At 43.8% G+C, this 19525-nt stretch carries 16 protein-coding genes; 6 read left to right on the top strand and 10 right to left on the bottom strand.

Going from position 1 to position 19525, the window contains the following annotated elements:
- Positions 1-308: 308 nt before the first annotated feature.
- The 3 genes from L8106_RS07760 (at position 309) to L8106_RS07750 (ending at position 3948) form a co-directional block, all read left to right on the top strand.
- Positions 309-2372 carry a hypothetical protein gene (locus L8106_RS07760; RefSeq protein WP_156803611.1) on the top strand — a complete coding sequence of 688 codons (2064 nt, stop codon included), beginning with the start codon at positions 309-311 and terminating at the stop codon, positions 2370-2372.
- Positions 2373-2493: 121 nt separating this feature from the next.
- Complete coding sequence (locus L8106_RS07755) at positions 2494-2976, top strand: pentapeptide repeat-containing protein (protein ID WP_009783698.1); 483 nt, start codon at positions 2494-2496, stop codon at positions 2974-2976.
- A 48-nt stretch (positions 2977-3024) separates the two neighbouring features.
- The gene (locus L8106_RS07750) at positions 3025-3948 is read left to right on the top strand and encodes an alpha/beta fold hydrolase (protein ID WP_009783697.1); all 924 of its coding nucleotides are present in this window, start codon (positions 3025-3027) and stop codon (positions 3946-3948) included.
- A 196-nt stretch (positions 3949-4144) separates the two neighbouring features.
- Here the strand turns inward: L8106_RS07750 and L8106_RS07745 are convergent, their stop codons facing one another.
- The 3 genes from L8106_RS07745 to L8106_RS07735 all read right to left on the bottom strand — a co-directional run bounded on the left by L8106_RS07745 (position 4145) and on the right by L8106_RS07735 (position 6256).
- Positions 4145-4813 carry an HAS-barrel domain-containing protein gene (locus L8106_RS07745; protein ID WP_009783696.1) on the bottom strand — a complete coding sequence of 223 codons (669 nt, stop codon included), beginning with the start codon at positions 4811-4813 and terminating at the stop codon, positions 4145-4147.
- A 76-nt stretch (positions 4814-4889) separates the two neighbouring features.
- Positions 4890-5090, bottom strand: a complete 201-nt coding sequence (locus L8106_RS07740) for an NAD(P)H dehydrogenase subunit NdhS (protein WP_009783695.1) — start codon at positions 5088-5090, stop codon at positions 4890-4892.
- A gap of 95 nt (positions 5091-5185) precedes the next feature.
- On the bottom strand, positions 5186-6256 hold the full coding sequence (locus L8106_RS07735; protein WP_009783694.1) for an Mrp/NBP35 family ATP-binding protein: 1071 nt from the start codon (positions 6254-6256) through the stop codon (positions 5186-5188).
- A gap of 297 nt (positions 6257-6553) precedes the next feature.
- Between L8106_RS07735 and hemF the strand changes: the two genes are divergently transcribed.
- Together hemF and L8106_RS07725 are read left to right on the top strand one after the other, a co-directional pair.
- Complete coding sequence (hemF, locus tag L8106_RS07730; protein ID WP_039895741.1) at positions 6554-7588, top strand: oxygen-dependent coproporphyrinogen oxidase; 1035 nt, start codon at positions 6554-6556, stop codon at positions 7586-7588.
- 72 nt (positions 7589-7660) lie between these two features.
- Positions 7661-8023: an STAS domain-containing protein gene (locus L8106_RS07725; RefSeq protein ID WP_009783692.1), complete on the top strand. Its 363-nt coding sequence runs from the start codon at positions 7661-7663 to the stop codon at positions 8021-8023.
- Positions 8024-8107: 84 nt separating this feature from the next.
- On the opposite strand, the gene L8106_RS07720 is transcribed toward L8106_RS07725, so the two are convergent.
- From L8106_RS07720 to L8106_RS07705, 4 genes are all read right to left on the bottom strand, one after another.
- The gene (locus L8106_RS07720) at positions 8108-8737 is read right to left on the bottom strand and encodes a chromophore lyase CpcT/CpeT (protein WP_009783691.1); all 630 of its coding nucleotides are present in this window, start codon (positions 8735-8737) and stop codon (positions 8108-8110) included.
- Positions 8738-8848: 111 nt separating this feature from the next.
- Positions 8849-10459 carry a penicillin-insensitive murein endopeptidase gene (locus L8106_RS07715; RefSeq protein WP_009783690.1) on the bottom strand — a complete coding sequence of 537 codons (1611 nt, stop codon included), beginning with the start codon at positions 10457-10459 and terminating at the stop codon, positions 8849-8851.
- 201 nt (positions 10460-10660) lie between these two features.
- The gene (locus L8106_RS07710) at positions 10661-12103 is read right to left on the bottom strand and encodes a hypothetical protein (protein WP_009783689.1); all 1443 of its coding nucleotides are present in this window, start codon (positions 12101-12103) and stop codon (positions 10661-10663) included.
- Between the two features lie 134 nt (positions 12104-12237).
- Positions 12238-16344, bottom strand: a complete 4107-nt coding sequence (locus L8106_RS07705; protein ID WP_009783688.1) for a PQQ-binding-like beta-propeller repeat protein — start codon at positions 16342-16344, stop codon at positions 12238-12240.
- Positions 16345-16813: 469 nt separating this feature from the next.
- On the opposite strand from L8106_RS07705, the gene L8106_RS07700 reads away from it, so the two are divergent.
- Positions 16814-17572: a RibD family protein gene (locus L8106_RS07700; protein WP_009783687.1), complete on the top strand. Its 759-nt coding sequence runs from the start codon at positions 16814-16816 to the stop codon at positions 17570-17572.
- A 113-nt stretch (positions 17573-17685) separates the two neighbouring features.
- Here L8106_RS07700 and L8106_RS07695 read toward each other — a convergent pair whose 3' ends face one another.
- The 3 genes from L8106_RS07695 to L8106_RS33515 form a co-directional block, all read right to left on the bottom strand.
- On the bottom strand, positions 17686-18804 hold the full coding sequence (locus tag L8106_RS07695) for an alkene reductase (protein WP_009783686.1): 1119 nt from the start codon (positions 18802-18804) through the stop codon (positions 17686-17688).
- A 74-nt stretch (positions 18805-18878) separates the two neighbouring features.
- The gene (gene trxA, locus L8106_RS07690; RefSeq protein WP_009783685.1) at positions 18879-19241 is read right to left on the bottom strand and encodes a thioredoxin; all 363 of its coding nucleotides are present in this window, start codon (positions 19239-19241) and stop codon (positions 18879-18881) included.
- Positions 19242-19303: 62 nt separating this feature from the next.
- A complete protein-coding gene (locus L8106_RS33515) occupies positions 19304-19525 on the bottom strand; it encodes a hypothetical protein (protein WP_009783684.1) in 222 nt (73 codons plus the stop codon).

The raw sequence follows: 19525 nt of genomic DNA, 5'->3' as shown, positions 1-19525 counted from the left end.
GGGGCTGTTGTATCTAAATGATATATCATCTTTACCTGTTAGGGGGAAATGGGTTGTTAACAATAATTAAACGCGCCTATAACACTTGCTGTACATTGCTTAGAGCCTGTTTTGAGTGGAAAAAATCACCAAAAATCATTGATAAATGTTACAAAACTTAAACTAAATGAGAGTAAGTTCTTAAACTTATAAAGATCTGGAGAGGCTGAAATTCGCGATCGCTGTTTAGTCAATGATCCTTTTGGGCTATAGTTCCCTATGGAAGCCTTCTATACAAAATTGGATTTGGGAGTTTCAGGAGAACTAACGTGTTGAACAGGAATTGTGGTCGGACAACCCTAAGAAAACGGTTAATATCTGCCCTAGCCGTCATCTTGGTCTTAAATCTTCTCGGATGTGAGCAACCCGAATTACCCGAACCCAGTCCCCCGAATTTGTCAGCCCCTCAACCGACAACCCAGATGGCGGAAGTTTCACCTCCAAAGGCGATTCAAATGCTTCATCAGCCCCTGGATGTCTACCAACCTCAAGTCACCATCCTGAGTCCTCAACCCGATGAAGTCCTTCAGGACAATACCCTCAATGTCCAACTTCAAGTGCAGGACTTACCATTATTTAGAGATGAAACCTTGGGTTTAGGGCCACATCTACAAATCATTCTCGACAATCAACCCCTTGATAATCTCTACACCCTCGATCAGCCCCTAGTTTTATCAGACTTAGAAGCCGGAACCCATACCCTGCGAATCTTTGCGGCTTATCCCTGGGAAGAAAGCTTCAAAAACGATGGCGCCTACGCTCAAACCACCTTTCATGTTTTCACCAAAACTCCAGAAAACAACCCCAATCCCCAACTTCCCCTATTAACCTATAACCAACCCCGAGGAACCTATGGAGCCGAACCCGTTCTATTAGACTTCTACCTGGCTAATGCTCCCCTGCATTTGGTCGCTCAAGAAAATCCAGAAGATGAAATCGTCGATTGGCGAATTCGCGTCACAGTCAACGGCGATAGCTTTATCCTTGCTCAATGGCAACCGATCTATATAAAAGGTATAAAACCCGGAAAAAATTGGGTACAACTGGAATATCTCGACGAACTCGGTGAACCCCTGATCAACGTCTACAATAAAACAGCTCGCGTTTTTACCTATAATCCCAACAGTCAAGACACCCTGTCTAAACTTGTACGCGGTGAACTCAGCATCGCCGAAGCTCGTCCCATTGTTGATCCAGGCTATGATGTTAAAGCCGTCACTCCAGAAATCGAAGAAACACCAGAACCCGATCTTCCTATCCCTCCAGTTGAACTGACTCCAGAAGTCGAAGAAATTCCAGAGACGGAGACTTCCTCAGAAGTTGAAATTACTCCGTTAGCAGACGAACAACCCGAAACATCAGAACCGGATATTTCCCCAGAAGTTGAAACGGTTCCCTCAGCAGAAGAAATTCCTGAAACATTAGAACCCTTAGAAGAAACCGAAGACATCGAAGTCATTCCAGAAACAGATATTCCTTCAACCGTCGAAGAAACTTCGGTTACAGCAGTCGAGGAAGCTTTACCCTCGGAAGAAGAATCTGTAGAAAAACCTGTATCAGCAGCAAAAGAAGAACTCGAACAACTTCCACAAACAGAAATAGAAACCAAACCCATTACTCCTGTTCCCGTAGAAACAGCAACCCCACCCAAAACTAATGGATGGTTTAATCGCATTCAAGGTCAAATTCCGCCACTCCCGATATTAGAGAACAACAATTCTGAAGCGAGTCCCTCAATAACTCCAACACCTACCCCAGAACCTTCCGAAACGGATAATGTATTCAAACGCATTTTCAGCCGTTTTCAGCAAATTCCTCTATTTCAGCAAAAAACTTCCCAACCGGAACCGGAACCCGTCCAAACCTTACCCGAAATTGTTAATCAGGCTCCTATTCCCGAACCGACTCAAGCCCCAGAACCCGAAGAATCTCCCGAACTTGTTCCCGATGAGTTAAAGCCATCGACTGAAATTTCGCCAACACCACAGCCAACGGTTGAAACGATAGAACCCGTTATCGAACCGGAACCTGTTCCCGAAATGGTTGAGGAAACCCCCGTTGTCGAACCCGAACCTGTTCCTGAAATAGTTGAGGAAACACCCGTTGTCGAACCCGAACCTGTTCCTGAAATGATTGAGGAAACACCTGTTATCGAAGCTGAACCCATTGGCGAAACAGTTGAGGAAACACCTGTTGTCGAACCCGAACCTGTTTCGGAAGAACCCGTCGTAATTACCCCAGAAGCCGAACCCGAAACCCTTCCCGAAATCGTTGAGGAAACTTCACTTGTGGAACTCGAAGTTGAGTTAGAGGAATCTAACCTAAGACCCTAACAAAGCAGTTAAGTTTGAGCTAACGTAGAAATACGTGGCTTTTTTCTGTAAAAGCTGCGTATTTTATTGGGCAAATTGTAAAGAGATTGATCCAGATTTCTACTCAAGGAGTTAATCTTTGATGGCTGACACAACACATCTTGCCATACTCAAACAGGGAGTTTCGGTGTGGAACCACTGGAGAAAACAGAACCCCGAAATTCAACCCGATTTTAAAAGTGCTGATTTAAGATCGGCAATGCTGCGATTATCTAGCCTCAAAGGACTCAATTTAAGTCAAGCGGATCTCCGTCAAGCGGATCTCAAAGGTGCTGATTTGTGGGAAGCAAACCTCAAAGGTGCTGATCTCACAGATGCAGACTTGAGAGGGGCTAACCTTTGGGGAGCAGATCTTTCCCAAACTCAAACTTTTGGTGCAAATTTTCAAGGTACAATCCTCACAGGTGCTTGTCTTCTAGACTGGAGAATTGATAGCCAAACAAACTTTAATCATGTCTTGTGTCGGTTTATCTACTGTCAAGCCAACCAACAAGAACGATTTCCCCTCGATCCCGAGGTGAGTTTTGCACCAGGAGATTTCGTTCGCTGGGTTCAAACGATATAAAATCGAGGTACATCTTGCAATAGACCCCACATCTGGACACTACTGGTTATGGAACCCTCAGCAACCCCAACGCCGCAGTTTTACACCTACAAAGGGTATCGTTGTGCTTATGAAGTTCATTCGACAATAGATTCTGAGTCTTCAGAGCATTTACCTTTGCTGTTGATCCATCCTATTGGTGTAGGATTATCCCGTCAGTTTTGGTATCGGTTTTGCGATCGCTGGCAACAACAAGGTTATCAAAATCCGATTTATAATCCTGATTTACTGGGGTGTGGTGATAGTGAAATGCCTCATGTGGCTTACCAACCGCAAGATTGGGCCGAACAGTTAAATGAATTCTTACAAACGGTGATTCAGAAACCTGTATTGTTGGTGGTACAGGGAGCGCTTCTCCCCACTGCGATCGCTTTAGTTGAGCTACAGCAACAAAAACAAACCCAGTTAATTAAAGGTTTAGTGTTATCTGGCCCTCCGGCTTGGCGAGTGATGACAGAAGGGGGTTCACCGACTCAACATCGACTTCTGTGGAATTTGTTTTTTGATGCTCCCATTGGGAGTTTATTCTGGCTTTATGCTCGTCGTCGTCAATTTGTTGAGTCTTTTTCAATTCGTCAATTATTTGCCGAAGCTGAAGCGGTGGATCAATATTGGCTTGATATACTAGAAGCCGGAGCAATTAACCCTAAAAGTCGGTACGCGGTGTTTGCATTTTTAGCGGGGTTTTGGCGAAAAGATTATGAGTCTGCAATGGCGGCGATTACCCAACCGACATTAGTGGCGATCGGCGAAAAAGCTTCTAGTATTAGCCGCAAAGGGTTTTCAGAAACGCCTGAACTACGCGCTCAAGCTTATCATAAAGGATGGCCGAATGGTCAGTCTCGGATTATTCCCGGTCGCAATGTCCTACCTTACGAATCAACAGAGGACTTTATTGATCTTGTTGCCAAGTTTCTGTCCAGTCTCCAGTAAGTTTTCTTCCATAATATTAAGGATCATGCTGAAACCTGAACCCAGATTTTGGGTTTGGGTTTTTGTATTTTGAGTCTCTGAGTGAGGCGATCAGTTGTTGATATCCAATCTACATCACTTGAAAAAGGTTTTTGTTCTTATTTGAGAAAGGTTATAAGTCAAAAGTGATAAGTGTTGACTGTCTTCCTAACTCTCCTCAAGGATGAATTTGTTTCAGAATTACCCGCAAACAATCATAGTCATCTCGTAACACAAGACTTAAAGTGCGCCCCGCTTCCACTAGCCAAGAACGATCACAATTTCGCAGTTGATAAATATGACGAATCGCCGCCGCAACCAAAGACTCAACAGGCGCTTGATTGACTTGCAGTAAGGTTCGCAGAAAATCAAATTCCTCGCTAAAGTGAATAATATCTGTAGATTCGCAGTGGTAAACCGCCTGATGAATTTGCGGAGGACGAGGCGGAATGTATTGATAAACCAAACCTCGGGGGGGTTCAATCCCATTATTAGCCGTAGCCGGAGTTTCAAACCCGACAATCGCCGCTCTAAATTCGGTTTTCAGCATTGCAAAAATCTGCGGTTGTTCTTCCCGTAACTCTTGCAAAGATAACCCCAAAGCTCGCGCTCGGTGTACCGAATCAATCGGACTGGTAGTGACATGATAAACGATCGCATAAATCTGATTACCCGACTCCTCATCACTCGATTTGATCCAACTGCCAAACGGAGGCATAATCGGCAAAGTCAGATCTTCAGATTCAAGACATTGAGCTAAAAATTCACAGGTTGTTGTCTCAATCACCTCTCCAATATGACGGGGATGACGAGGAGTGGTACTAAATTGAGGAAAGGGAAGACGCATGAGCAAATACCCGGCAAATCATTACAGACAGGCAGGTAGAGGATGATTAAACTGATCCTGAACCTGCCCGATTTGATTATTTTTTCTTCGCTTGCCGTCCGGCTGTCGCATCAACAGGTTCGATCTCAGAAAGTCGAAACGTGACTAATTTATCCCAGTTTCCCCCTTCAAACAAAACCGCAACTTTTCCATCGCTAATCCGTTGCACCTGTCCTTGAAAACTGAAGTAGGTATCACTTGCATTAATGACACGAACTGCTGAACCGGGGAGAATCATTGCTTTATCCTAAATTGATCTCTACATTCCTCAGTCTACAGAAAATTCGAGAATTCGGAACAGCCTTGAAGTGATTAAATTTTTTTCGCTCGTCTTTAAGCAAGAGCCGCGACAGAGACTTTTGCTGCAATTCGTTGAGCAATTGCCATTAACTCAACCGCAGCAGCAGACTCGGGATGAGCGATGACAATTGGAACTCCGTTATCACAGCCTTCTCGCACAGGCATTTCTAGAGGGATTCCACCTAAGAGGGAAACACCGAGTTCTTTCGCCGTTTTCTCGCCCCCTCCTGAACCAAAGATGTCATATTTTTTATCCGGGAGATCAGGTGGGATAAAATAACTCATATTTTCAACAATTCCCAGGATAGAAACTCCCAGTTGTTGGAACATTCGTAAACCTTTGCGAGAGTCGAGAAGTGAAACCGTTTGCGGCGTCGTCACAATCACAACACCAGACATGGGAACCGCTTGTACCAGGGTGAGTTGAGCATCTCCAGTTCCCGGTGGCATATCCACAATCAGATAATCGAGTTCGCCCCATTGGACTTGGTAAAGAAACTGACGAATAATCCCATTTAGCATCGGGCCACGCCAGATCACGGGTTGATCGCGATCAATCAAAAACGCCATAGAAACCAACTTAACGCCATAGTTAAAAGCAGGTTCTAGGACTTCACCTTGGGGGCCTTGATGAACGATCACTTGATAGTCTGAAAGTCCCATCATTGTCGGGTCATTGGGGCCGTAGATATCCGCATCAATTAGCCCGACTTTAGCGCCCATTTGAGCCAAAGCAACCGCAACGTTAACCGCAACGGTACTTTTTCCCACGCCTCCTTTTCCGCTCGAAATGGCGAGAATATTCTTGACCCCTTCTATACCCTGGCGATCCGGTATTGATTTCTGTTGGGGAGTTTCAGCCGTGACATCAACGGTAACTCGTTCAACTCCCGGAAGTTGCTTGAGTGCTTTTTGACAATCTTCGACGATGAACTCTCGTAACGGACAGGCGGGAGTGGTGAGAACGAGAGTAAAGCTAACTTCACCCTCATTGATTTTGACGTTGCGAATCATATTCAGTTCGACCAAACTTTTTTGAAGTTCGGGATCTTGTACGGGTCGCAGGATTTCTAACACAGAGTTAACATCGAGGGAATTTGACATCTTGGTTTTTGATTGAATAAGCCAGATCAATTGTGGGTGTTGATCGCATTGGGTGCGATTTCCTCCCTACACTATTTTTGGGTAGAACCGGAATAATGAAGTTTTGATGACGATATTCTAACGAAAAGAGACAATCTCCGAAAGCGCAATACACTCAAAGATCAAAGAGTTGACGCTATCAGGTTAAAATAAAAATTTGTGAGATTAACCTATTGACCAAGTAGGGTTAAAGCTCGGATGATTAAATCACTTAGCAACGAGCAATGGTTTAGCAATCACGAATGTTTAGGAGCGGTTATGACAGCTTCGAGAGTATCTGAAAAAACAAAAATGCCGAATCCGCCAGGGGCAGACTCCCAAGCTAGAGTCAGCCAATTTATGAAGCAGATTCAAGATGAAATTTGTCAGGGTTTGGAACAGCTTGATGGTAAAAGCAAGTTTCAAGAGGACTCCTGGGAACGTCCAGAAGGTGGCGGCGGCCGATCTCGTGTACTTCACGATGGTGATGTATTTGAGCAAGGGGGCGTGAATTTTTCGGAGGTTTGGGGTAAAAATTTACCTCCTTCGATTTTGGCTCAACGTCCGGAAGCCGAAGGTCATGGATTTTACGCCACAGGCACTTCTATGGTGTTGCATCCGCGTAATCCCTACATTCCCACTGTGCATTTGAATTATCGCTATTTTGAAGCCGGGCCGGTTTGGTGGTTTGGGGGCGGTGTAGATCTGACGCCTTATTATCCCTTTGCTGAAGATGCGGCTCATTTTCACAAAACCTTTAAAGTGGCCTGCGATCGCCATCATGACGAATATTATCCGGTGTTTAAACATTGGTGTGATGAATATTTTTACATCAAGCACCGTCAAGAAGCCCGAGGAATAGGGGGGATTTTCTTTGACTATCAAGATGGTCAAGGAGAACTCTATCGCGGCCCTCATAGCGACAGTGAAGCGGCAAAATACTCCGGACACATTGGCACCCCGGAAACCCGAGATTGGGAAGCGTTATTTGCCTTTGTACAGGACTGTGGACGTGCCTTTTTACCGGGCTATCAGCCGATTGTTGAACGTCGTCGAGGGACAGAATATGGCGATCACGAACGCAATTTTCAACTGTATCGACGGGGCCGATATGTAGAATTTAATCTCGTTTACGATCGCGGTACGATCTTCGGGTTACAGACCAATGGACGCACGGAGTCGATTCTCATGTCTTTGCCACCTTTGGTAAGATGGGAATATGGTTATCAACCTCAACCTGGAACCCCAGAAGCCGAACTGTATGAAACGTTCTTGAAACCCCAAGATTGGGCTAACTGGACTGCTCCCAACTAACAGGTCTGAGTTAAACTACTGTCAGAAGCAGCAATCAATCATTGCTCTATCGAACATCCGAGGGGACGGTCAGTGATTCATATCGATCAAAAGGAACATACGACCCAAAATGGAACAAAAGTGATTGTCTTGGCTCCCAGTGGACGCCTAGATATCACTACGGCTTGGCAATTCCGCCTCAAGTTGCAAGAGTGCATCTCGAAACTTAGTCGTCATGTTGTCGTCAATCTTGGTCAAGTTAACTTTATTGATAGCTCTGGGTTGACGTCATTGGTGGCAGGGATGCGCGATGCGGATAAAGTTAAAGGCAGTTTCCGCATTTGCAATGTTCATCCAGAAGCTAAATTGGTGTTTGAAGTCACCATGATGGATTCTGTGTTTGAAATCTTTGAAACTGAAGAAGAGGCACTTGAGGAAGGTGTACGAGCCAGTTAGGATTAGGGATTAGGGACTAGGGACGGCAACTGCTGAATACAGTTTGTTAATAACTTTACTTCCCCATTCCCGACTCCCCACTGCCTAACCATGGGGTTGAATTGAGAGTTCAGATGCAAAGTCTTGACATTTGACGAATCGAAACGGGCCTAATAATGCTCCCCAAGTCGCCTGACCTGTTTGGGGGTTGATTCCTTTATCGTAACTGAAGAAATCATTGGGCATTGCTTCAAAGCCTAAATCGATCTGAATGGTTTGATTTTGATAGGTGAAGCAACAGCGAGTATTTTCGGGCAAATTTGCTTTGAAGTGATAAGTATTCGCCGAGAGTTGTTGATAGGTCACATCTAACCGACAACCCGGAAGAAATTCAAGCTGTTCGGGTGTAAGCTGTCTCAGTTTCTCTGCATGACGACCTCCGCCTTGAACAGCTTTTAAGTCTTTGAGCATATGATACTGGACGTGTAGGTGTTCTGGACTCTCTGGAGATGAGTAGAGTTGCATAATTCGTTGACGATAGGGCTGATCGAGAGTTAAAGCGTTGGCTTGTTCCACAAACAGGGTAATACTATCGGCAAAAATAGGGGTAGGAAAGGGACGATGCCAAAGGCGGAGAGGAACATACCAAACGGGTTCCGCAGTGGCTTGTGCTTGGTTGTCAAACTCACCTGCGAGATAACGGGCTAAGGCAATTAGTTCGGGTGAAAAACTCATTTTTCGCTCTCAAGTTTTCAACTATCCTACTTTCTCACAAGGCAGAACTCAGAAGTTAGAAGGCAAGAAGCAAGATTTCCCCATCTCCTCTAATCACCCAAGCTGCTAGTTTTATCCTAATTGAGTTTGCCAATTCATTGCATAAGTTTGAATCCGTTCTGCTTGATCCATACCATTAATAATTTTACGCGCACTCCAGAAATCTACACTGTTATCGGAAATATAGTCATCCAGTTTTAAAGTCGTAAAAGCACCCCATTTCATGCCATGAACTAGAATAAATAGTGAAATATCGGGACGCATAACAAGATCAGGATTATTAACCAAATCCAGCCCTAATATATCAGAATATTTTCGATAATTGTAATCCCAGGTTAGCTGCACATATCCCCGTCCGTAGTAGGGATAATAACGTAGAGTTTGGCGGTGATTTTCTCCAGCGGGTTCACCCAAATAATAGGATTCTTTTACAGGTTGAAAACTCTCTGCTGTTTCATGTTGAACAGTTGCGACAATATAAGCAATTTGAGCTTGAGAAGTAATATTTTGGCGATTCGCTTCTTGGATAATTGCTTGCACTGCTGCTTGTTTATCACCCCCTTGCCAATTGGGTAATATTCCAGCACTGGGTTTAGCATCGAGTAAAGCTTTAGCTGTTGTTGCCCCCAATACATCTCCGCCACTCAGTTGATGATTAGTTTTAAATTTTCTCAAGGCTGCTTGGGTTTTAAGCCCATAAATTCCATCAACATCTTCTAACAGATGATTCCCCCGTAAAATGGTCTGAATTTCTGCACAAAATAGCTGATCTTCAAACAATAAACCGGAGTTAATATCATCAAAAGAAATCGATTGGTTTTGGTCAATCACATCTTGAAGTGTTAGATTAGAGGGTTGATCAGAACCCCCACGAGACTGTCTAGAATTTAACTGATCGAGTTTAGTTTGGGTGACAAAACCGACAATTCCATCCACTTGTAAACCCTGTTCAGCTTGAAATTTTCGGACTGCTGCATCGGTTTGTTTTCCAAAGATACCATCTGCTGTTATTGCAATTCCAACGTTGGCTAAATCTTCTTGAAGTTGGCGAACTCGTTCTCCTTGCATCGGAGGAATAACTAATCGCAAATCCCCGTTTTGGTCACTGCTGTAGGGGGCTGAATTAATGCCAGGAGGGAGAAAACTAACATGGAGATGATTGTCATGTCCCGCCCAAGGTTCTACTCCTTTAATATCCGGGTCATTAAACAGAATTACCTTCACACCCAAAATAGTATTATTGTGAATTAAATCGACTAATTGTTGAGTGCGATCGCGAGAATATTTACTATCATACCAAGTGAGCGGAATTTCTTCTTCAGTGTTAGCAATGGGGGCAATATCAACATCAAGTCCGTGTTGATGAGAACTATGAGGTTCCATTGGCCCACCGTTGGTAAGGCTAATATTTCCGATGCCAATTCGAGGCTTTTTATAGAGTTTTGCCCACTCGCTACAGATGGATATAATCGCTTGAATTACTTCTGAATGACCATAACATTTATCACGATAACCGTAACATTCATACCCTTCTCCACTGGCAGGCATTTGTTGAAAAATACCTCGCGATCCCCAACTCAACTGTTCAAGTTCTTCTGCGGTGAAACCAATAGGGGCGGTGCAGGCTGTATGGTCATGTTCTGAAGTTTCAGAGCGGTGGTTTGGATTAATTTCTAATACCATTGTTGTCTCCTTGTTTTAATTTGGTTTACTGTTATAAAGACCGCTTTTTAAGAAGGCAATCTTCGCCAATGCCAAGAGCAAAATAACGGAATAGTTAACATAAAGCCTCCTGACTGTTTTAATGGGATGAAAATGAAATAATTTTGGCGATCGCGTTTTTGAAGCCTCAACCCCACCTATCTAGAATAGTTAAGTTTTTATCTATTGTTTAACCACTTCAAAAATATCGTGAACAGGACTGGGTGCTTGTTCGCTGGTATTTTCCGTTTGTACGCTGACTCGATATAATCCCGGTTTTAATTCATTAATTGCTAATATCCATTCTTGTTCCTGCTCTTCAAAATCAAAGTTTATCGGGGGTTGTTCATGGGAAATTGATGTAATTTTTGCGTGAAGTTTCCCACTAAAAAACCCTGGCGTACTGATGACTCTCGCACGCATGGCGATCGCTTCATCTGTCAAGTATAAATCCTCTAAAGCGAGGCTAATTGCAGTTTGTGAAGATCTAACACTCGCCAAATCTGATTGATTAAATTGAATTCGATTCTTCAAATCTTCTAGAATTTGATTGTGGTTTTGTAAAGAGCTATGACGTTCGGCAATAAAGCTATTATTGAAACTATTAGACAGTTCAATAGGAATCGCAGAAACTTGAGGAACGGTACCGTCACCGTCAGCCAGATCGGGGCGATTTTGTAAGATTTTCGGTAATTTTTCGCTCACCGTCAGTTTTCCATTAATCAACTCAGCCGATTGTAAAGTTGCTTGCTGAATACCTGCAATGGGAATTGTTTTAAATGAATTTTGGTAAATTTCATCTTGGCGATTTTTGTTAACTGCATCTTCAATTTCCCGATGAAATTTTAGGGCGTCTTGAGCGCGAGTTTTAACAATATTTGGCAGGTTGTCGGCTTCGGCAATTCGCAGATAGTTATCCCCTATTTTGACCATTTCATAGATCGGAAGCAGTTGATAAACTGACGTAAAGGAGCGTAAAACTTCGGTTAAATCTCCGAATAGCATCTTGTAGCCATTGGCGAGAAAATTGACCGCATGAACCGAACCCCGATAGGGAGTACCAAAGGTAAATAAAGCCCTGCAATCTCGCCAACCTTCTAATACTTCCAAATAATAACGAGACACCAAACCCCCCATACTATGAGCAAGTAAAATCACTTTTGCGTCCTCCGCACCAGTGGCTTCTCGCCACCGTTTTAAGCGTTTATCTAATAACTTTTTCAGTAACTTTGCAGAGGCGCGATTATCCCGTCGCCAGTCATAAGGAAAATGATACAAATTGGCGGGTTTGTCATCGGGATCGGTGTAAATATTACCTGAAACGACATCAAAGTTATCGGTAATTAACCGTACTGTTTTTGTATAGCCATCAATTTTCCATAAACCGGGAATTAGATGGGTGTCTTGAATGAGTGCAGTTGCTTGAATACCATCCCCTAAACTTTCCGCTTCTGGGTCGTCTTGGTCTATTTTAAGTTGCTCAATTGTATCTCCTAAATTGGTTAAAACTTGCCAAATTGCCTGACCTGAAACCGCCCAAATATCTTGACCATCTTTTTGTAAGACACTCCCTGTAATTCCGGGGATAATTACAATCATGTCTTTCATTTTTACTTTTTCTGTCATCGTTGTTTTCCTAAAATAATGTTGATTCCGTGGAGTTGAAGTCGTCATGGTTAAATCCTCAGTAAAGTTTGGGAAAATCTATATTTAGAGAAATCTGAACTCGAAGCGTTTATTCAGTTTTTCATCGAAAGTTGTCAAAGTTTGCTGCATAACTCCCGTTGAATTTCTTGGGCTTCTAAATCCTCGGGATTGGGTTTGAGATAATTCTCTATATACTTGCATCCTTCCTGAACTAAATAATCAAAATCTAATTGCCACAGTTTCACGGTATTGTCCTCACTCGCTGTCGCCAACTTGCCATCCGGGCTGAAACTGACGGCCCTAACCCAGTGGGTATGCCCAGTGAGGGTTTTGATTTCTTTGCCGGTGCTGGCATTCCACAGTTTCACCGTGTTGTCACCACTAGCCGTCGCCAGCGTTTTGCCATCGGGGCTGAAACTCACCCCATTAACCGAGTTGGTATGCCCAGTGAGGGTTTTGATTTCTTTGCCAGTGCTGGCATCCCACAGTTTCACCGTGTTGTCACCACTAGCCGTCGCCAGCGTTTTGCCTATGCCTGACGGCAGGCTAGCGCCAACGGGGCTGAAACTCACCCCATTAACCCAGTGGGTATGCCCACTCAGGGTTTTGATTTCTTTGCCAGTGCTGGCATCCCACAGTTTCACCGTCTTGTCACCACTAGCCGTCGCCAGAAGTTTGCCATCGGGGCTGAAACTCACCCCATTAACCGAGTTGGTATGCCCAGTGAGGGTTTTGATTTCTTTGCCAGTGCTGGCATCCCACAGTTTCACCGTGTTGTCACCACTAGTCGTCGCCAGAAGTTTGCCATCGGGGCTGAAACTCACCCCAATAACCGAGTTGGTATGCCCAGTGAGGGTTTTGATTTCTTTCCCGGTGCTGGCATCCCACAGTTTCACGGTGTTGTCAGCACTCGCTGTCGCCAACTTGCCATCGGGGCTGAAACTCACCCCATTAACCGAGTTGGTATGCCCAGTGAGGGTTTTGATTTCTTTGCCAGTGCTGGCATCCCACAGTTTCACCGTGTTGTCACCACTGCCAGTAGCCAGCAACTTCCCATCGGGGCTGAAACTCACCCCATTAACCCAGTTGGTATGCCCAGTGAGGGTTTTGATTTCTTTGCCAGTGCTGGCATCCCACAGTTTCACCGTGTTGTCACCACTAGCCGTCGCCAGAAGTTTGCCATCGGGGCTGAAACTCACCCCAATAACCGAGTTGGTATGCCCAGTGAGGGTTTTGATTTCTTTCCCGGTGCTGGCATCCCACAGTTTCACGGTGTTGTCAGCACTCGCTGTCGCCAACTTCCCATCGGGGCTGAAACTCACCCCATTAACCCAGTTGGTATGCCCAGTGAGGGTTTTGATTTCTTTGCCAGTGCTGGCATCCCACAGTTTCACCGTGTTGTCACCACTAGCCGTCGCCAGAAGTTTGCCATCGGGGCTGAAACTCACCCCATTAACCGAGTTGGTATGCCCAGTGAGGGTTTTGATTTCTTTGCCAGTGCTGGCATCCCACAGTTTCACCGTGTTGTCACCACTAGTCGTCGCCAGAAGTTTGCCATCGGGGCTGAAACTCACCCCATTAACCGAGTTGGTATGTTCCGTAAGCATTTTAATTACTTTGCCAGTAGAAAGATCCCACAGTTTCACCGTGTTGTCACCACTAGCCGTCGCCAGAAGTTTGCCATCGGGGCTGAAACTCACCCCATTAACCCAGTTGGTATGCCCAGTGAGGGTTTTGATTTCTTTGCCAGTGCTGGCATCCCACAGTTTCACCGTGTTGTCACCACTAGCCGTCGCCAGAAGTTTGCCATCGGGGCTGAAACTCACCCCATTAACCGAGTTGGTATGCCCAGTGAGGGTTTTGATTTCTTTGCCAGTGCTGGCATCCCACAGTTTCACCGTGTTGTCACCACTAGCCGTCGCCAGAAGTTTGCCATCGGGGCTGAAACTCACCGCCCTAACCCAGTTCACGTGTCCTCCCAAAGTGTTTGGTGCTGCCACATTGGAGACAATATTTAATAATGCGAGTTCCACCTGGGTATGGGTATCAGCATCAACCCAAGGTGTGCGTCGCATTTGCAGAACAGCTTTTAAACTGGTTTTGACCGCTTTCGACCCATCTAAACTCAATAGCGCATCGGAATATTGAGCTAGACCATTAATTTCATTGATACGAGCCTTCCATAAACCGAAACTTGCCATTCCTGCTAAACCCAAAGTCAGCAGAAAACCGCCAGCCAGACTCAAAACAGCGAGTTGGCGTATCCGTTTCTGTCGGTTTTGGTCTTTGAGGCTTGCTTGAATAAAATCTCGTTCCTCCTGGGTCATCTCATCGGCTCGTTTTTGCAACCATTCTTCGGCTACACTCAACGGCGCCCCCCGCAACAAATTCCCGGCGTCATGGTTATTCTTTTTCCACTCCCGCAACGCTACTTTTAACCGTTCTTGCCAGGTTCTAAACTGACGGTTTACATTCATCCACCCCCGCAGCGTTAACCATTCTCGAATGAGCGCTTCATGCACCACCTCTACCGTATCTTCAGTTTCTTGACGTCCCGTTACTACCAACCGGGCTTGATGTCCCGCCAAATAACTGACCAAATTCCAGTTTTCTTCCCCGACTTCTTCACGGGTGGCCACCCGTCTGGTGTCTTCGGTTCCTTCCCCCGGACGCACTAATTGTAAAAATATTCTCTGGGCTTGTTGTTTCTCCGTTTCATTCAGTTGTTGATAAACTTGTTCTGCATGATTAGCGATCGCTTTTTTAACGCCCCCAATTTCGTTATAGGCGGAGTGAGTTAAGGTTCGATGTTTTTGTTTTTCCCACAGGCGAGTTAGGGCAAATTCTAATAACGGTAAATTCCCCGGTTCTTGTCCCACGTCATCCAGAATTCTTTGGGTTAATTGGTCTTCTAATTGCACGTCTAACTTTTGGGCAGGAAGTTCAATGGCTTGTTGTAATTCCTCCCGTTTCATCGAACTGAGTAATTTCGGAGTATAAGTTTCTAACGCATCCCGAAACGGACGATAGGACAGCACATAACCATAAAAATCGGCTCGTAACGTAAAAATCAGTGTAATATTTTCTTGAGAAATTGTCGCCAGCAATTCATCGGCAAAGCGTTCCTGTTCTTCCTTGACTTGGCAAAGGGTATAGAGTTCTTCAAATTGGTCAGCAACTAACAATAAGCGTTTCCCCGGATTCCGTTCTAAAATCTGATCAATCACCTGTTGCACGGTAATTCGACCCTGTTGAAAATCACTGGCGAGTCCCATCGCTTCCCGCATTTTGTGAGTTTCTCCCGCTTCCGGTTCGAGTTGTCTCACCAAGCCAAAAGCTAAGGGTAAAAACGGATCTTTTCCGGGCTTGAAAATTTCAATTAACCAGTTTCCCTGTTGTCGCAATTTCGGAATTAATCCCGCAAAGACCACCGAAGATTTCCCGCTCCCACTCGGCCCAATTACCCCAACTAACGGCTGTTGGTTGGTGGCTTCTACCAATTTATCAACAAAGTTTTCCCGTCCAAAAAAGTAGTCGGCATCTTCTTCTCCAAAAGCCGCCAATCCTTGATAGGGGTTCGGCGGAATGAAATCTTCAAAGGCCGTTAAATCAGGGTTATCCTCAGAATCAATAGTAGAATTATCAGTTAACGGTTTTATTTTTAAAACGGGAGTTTCATGTTCTAAGAAACTCATCATCTGCGAACAGCCTAATTCGTGGGCTTCTTCGACTTCATATCCTGCGGCTAACCCATCATAAAAGGCAACAGAAAAGGCGAGAGCGGCTTGGTCTCCAACCGCCTTATTCATCCCCAATACATAATTTACATATTGACTAATGGCTGTGGCTTGAACTTCTGAATAACAGGCATTTAAAATAACACATTCTACACCCTTTGTCGCAAATATTTTAAACATACTAGCCAGGGCATTGGTTGGCACCACCGCGCTTTTCCCCGTATCATCTTCGAGAACAATTCCTTCCTGACCGACTCCATGTCCGCAAAAGTGAACAATTGATGGTTTATAATCTAATATTGCCCGATAAAAATCACGAGAGCGAACGGCTAACTTTTGTTCTAATTTATACTGATGTCGTTGATTTGCCCGTCGCAACCCTTCATCAATTTCCCGAATTTCTTCCTCCAGTCGCAACCGAGTAGTATTTTGGGGATTGGCCGCTAATATTAAAATCGTTTTGGGACTTGTTTGATTTGTCATAAATTAGCTTGCAGCCGCAATGATGCTGTATATAAGTAGCCTATTTTGGAGTCTTGACTCTCCAAAGCTTTTGACTTAATAATATAGTCATAACCTACACTGAAGCTAATTGACAAATAAAAGGCTAAAATCCCCTTCAGCGTTTAGTTTTAGCAGTGGGGGAAGTGATTTGACTTCGGGGAATCCCCGAACTTTATTTAGATGTCCAATTGAATAAAACTACAACCGAAGACTGTTGTTAGTTAGTTTTTAACCTAGCCAAAAGTATAGGTGTCTCTGACCCAAGATACAAGTTAGCCCCAGGTTGGTACAGGAATTGACCAAACCTAAAAGAGTAAAATAAGAATAGAATATACCCACAATTTTCGGACTGAAGTTATAGGAATTTGCTAAAGATATCTGTTGCTTTTTGATTCAAAAAAGGAGAAACTTAAAAAAAGTACAGAAGAACCGAAATGAATTGGAGTTAATGAATAATATAAATTTCCCAAACTTGCTGAACCGACCTCATACAACCGTTATTCTCGCTATGAGTGCAGATGGTAAAATAGCGGATAAAAATCGTTCACCCGCTCGATTTGGTTCACCGACAGATACAACTCACCTAGAAACTCAAATTGCTGATGCGGATGGGGTTTTATTCGGACGAGGAACTTTGGATACCTACGGTACAACCTTAAGTGTTTCTTCAGAAGAATTATTACAGCGACGCCAACAGCAAGAAAAATCCCCTCAACCGATTCAAATTGTCTGTTCAAGTTCTGGAAAAATCAATCCAAACTTACGATTTTTTCAACAGTCTGTACCTCGGTGGTTACTAACAACTTCCCAAGGATCAGAACAGGTTAAAAGAGAGAATTTACATTTAACTAATTTACCGGACAAGTCTGCTGATTTTCAACAAATTTTAATCGCTAAAACCCTTTCCGAAAACTCTAACTTGATTGACTGGAACGATGCTTTTCAACAATTTATGCAAATGGGACTCAAACGGCTAGCAGTTTTAGGGGGAGGTCAATTGGTGGGTTCATTAATTCAAATGGATTTAATTGATGAATTTTGGTTAACAGTTTGTCCTCTGATTCTCGGTGGTGTTGATGCACCTACTCCAGTCGAAGGAAAGGGATTTTTAGCTGATGTGTCTCCTCGTTTGCAGTTATTAGAAGTTAAACAGGTAGAACAAGAGATTTTTATACATTATCAAGTTGACCGAAAACAGAAAGCTTAATTGAAGTTTATTTTTCGATATTTTTTTACTTTTGAATATTTGAATAGATTGAATCTAAAATTTTCAATTCATAGGATGAGGAATACCCACCCTAGAATAGATTTTTCAACCGATTAAACTGTCGTCAATACTTTTGAATCATCGAGGAAAGGATAGTCTGTATAACCCCGTTGATCTCCTCCATAAAATGTCGAGCGATCATATTCATTTAACGGTGCATTTAACGCAAATCTTTTTGGTAAATCAGGATTAGCAATAAACAAGCGGCCATAAGCAACTAAATCTGCATCATCTTGTTCTAAAACTGCTTCTCCTGTTTCTCGAGTGTACCCTCCGGCTGTGATAATTGTGCCTTGATAAATCGACCGAAAATAACTCGCACCTAGCCCATTTCCGTCGTCTTCAACCGTAACATTTCCTTGAATTCTGGGTTCAACAATATGGAGATAAGCCAAGTTAAACGGATTTAATTTTGAGACAACATAATTAAATAAAGCCTCGGTATCAGAATCAAATACCGTCCCAAATGTACTACTAGGTGATAACCTCACCCCAACTTTATCTGCATCCCAAACACTGGTGACGGCTTCTAAAACTTCCATCAAGAAACGCGCCCGATTTTCTATAGAACCCCCATATTGATCTGTGCGTTTGTTGGAACCATCGTGGAGAAACTGATCGAGTAAATAACCATTCGCACTGTGAATTTCTACCCCGTCAAATCCTGCTTCTAGAGCATTTTTTGCACCCTGACGATACTGTTCAACAATCGCCGGAATTTCTTCAGTTTCTAACGCTCTGGGGGTGACAAAAGGTTGCTCTCCTGAAAAGGTATTTGCCATCCCTTCTGGTGCAATTGCGCTCGGCGCGACTGGTAACTCTCCATTGGGTTGTAAAGAGGGATGAGAAATGCGACCTACGTGCCAGAGTTGTAAGAAGATTCTGCCGTTATTTTCGTGTACCGCTTGGGTGACTTTTTTCCATCCTTGAATTTGTTCAGGTGAATGAATTCCGGGTGTATTAGGATAACCTAATCCTTGGGGTGAAATTTGAGTAGCTTCACTAATAATTAACCCCGCAGATGCTCGTTGAGTATAATAAACCTGATTCATTTCTTGAGGAATATTTCCCGGTTTTGCCCGCATCCGAGTCAATGGTGCCATCACCATCCGGTTAGGGAGTTCATAAGCGCCGAGTTTAAACGGTTTTAACAAATTTAGAGTAGTATTCATGGCTAATGTCTAGATAGATTTATTGCTGTTTTTGAGACGTGAGGAAGGCTAAAACCAGCCTTCCTTGAAATTAGTTAACCCACAGAATTAGAAGTTGAAACTTGTTCGAGTAATTCCTTCAGTTGATTTGATAATACAGACTGATCAACAACACCAGAAACTCGATAAACTTCTTCGCCTTGACTGAAAAATAACAGGGTGGGAATGGCTTCAATCCGATAGTCAGTGGGGAGTTGTTCGTAATTGTCAACGTTTAATTTACTGAATTTCACAACCCCATCAAATTCTGCGGCTAATCCCTCGATAATCGGATTCATTACCCGACAAGGGCCACACCACGGCGCCCAAAAGTCAACCACAACGGGTATTGTGCTTTTGAGAACTTCTTCTTCAAAGTTTTCATTGGTTAATGTGACGTATTTTGTTGGGTCTGACATGATTGGATTCCTCCTCAAGTTGTATTTGGGGTATGGCGGTACCGTTCCCCATCTGAGGGTGATTATACGGCTACAGGAAGATTTTTCAATGTAGCGAGAATTTCTTCTGGATCTAAACGCTGGGTATAATCCGCTTTGACAAACCCTTGAATAATCATTCCGTTTTGATCAATTACATAGGTTGCAGGAATGGGTAATTCAAAGGTTTCATTCCCATTATGAGCGGGTATATCAATTCCAAAGTTTTGGTAAATGGGGCGTAATTCCTCCGGAACTGTAAACAC

The sequence above is a fragment of the Lyngbya sp. PCC 8106 genome, from assembly GCF_000169095.1.
GTDB lineage: Bacteria > Cyanobacteriota > Cyanobacteriia > Cyanobacteriales > Microcoleaceae > Capilliphycus.
This window is presented reverse-complemented; position numbering and strand designations above follow the sequence as displayed.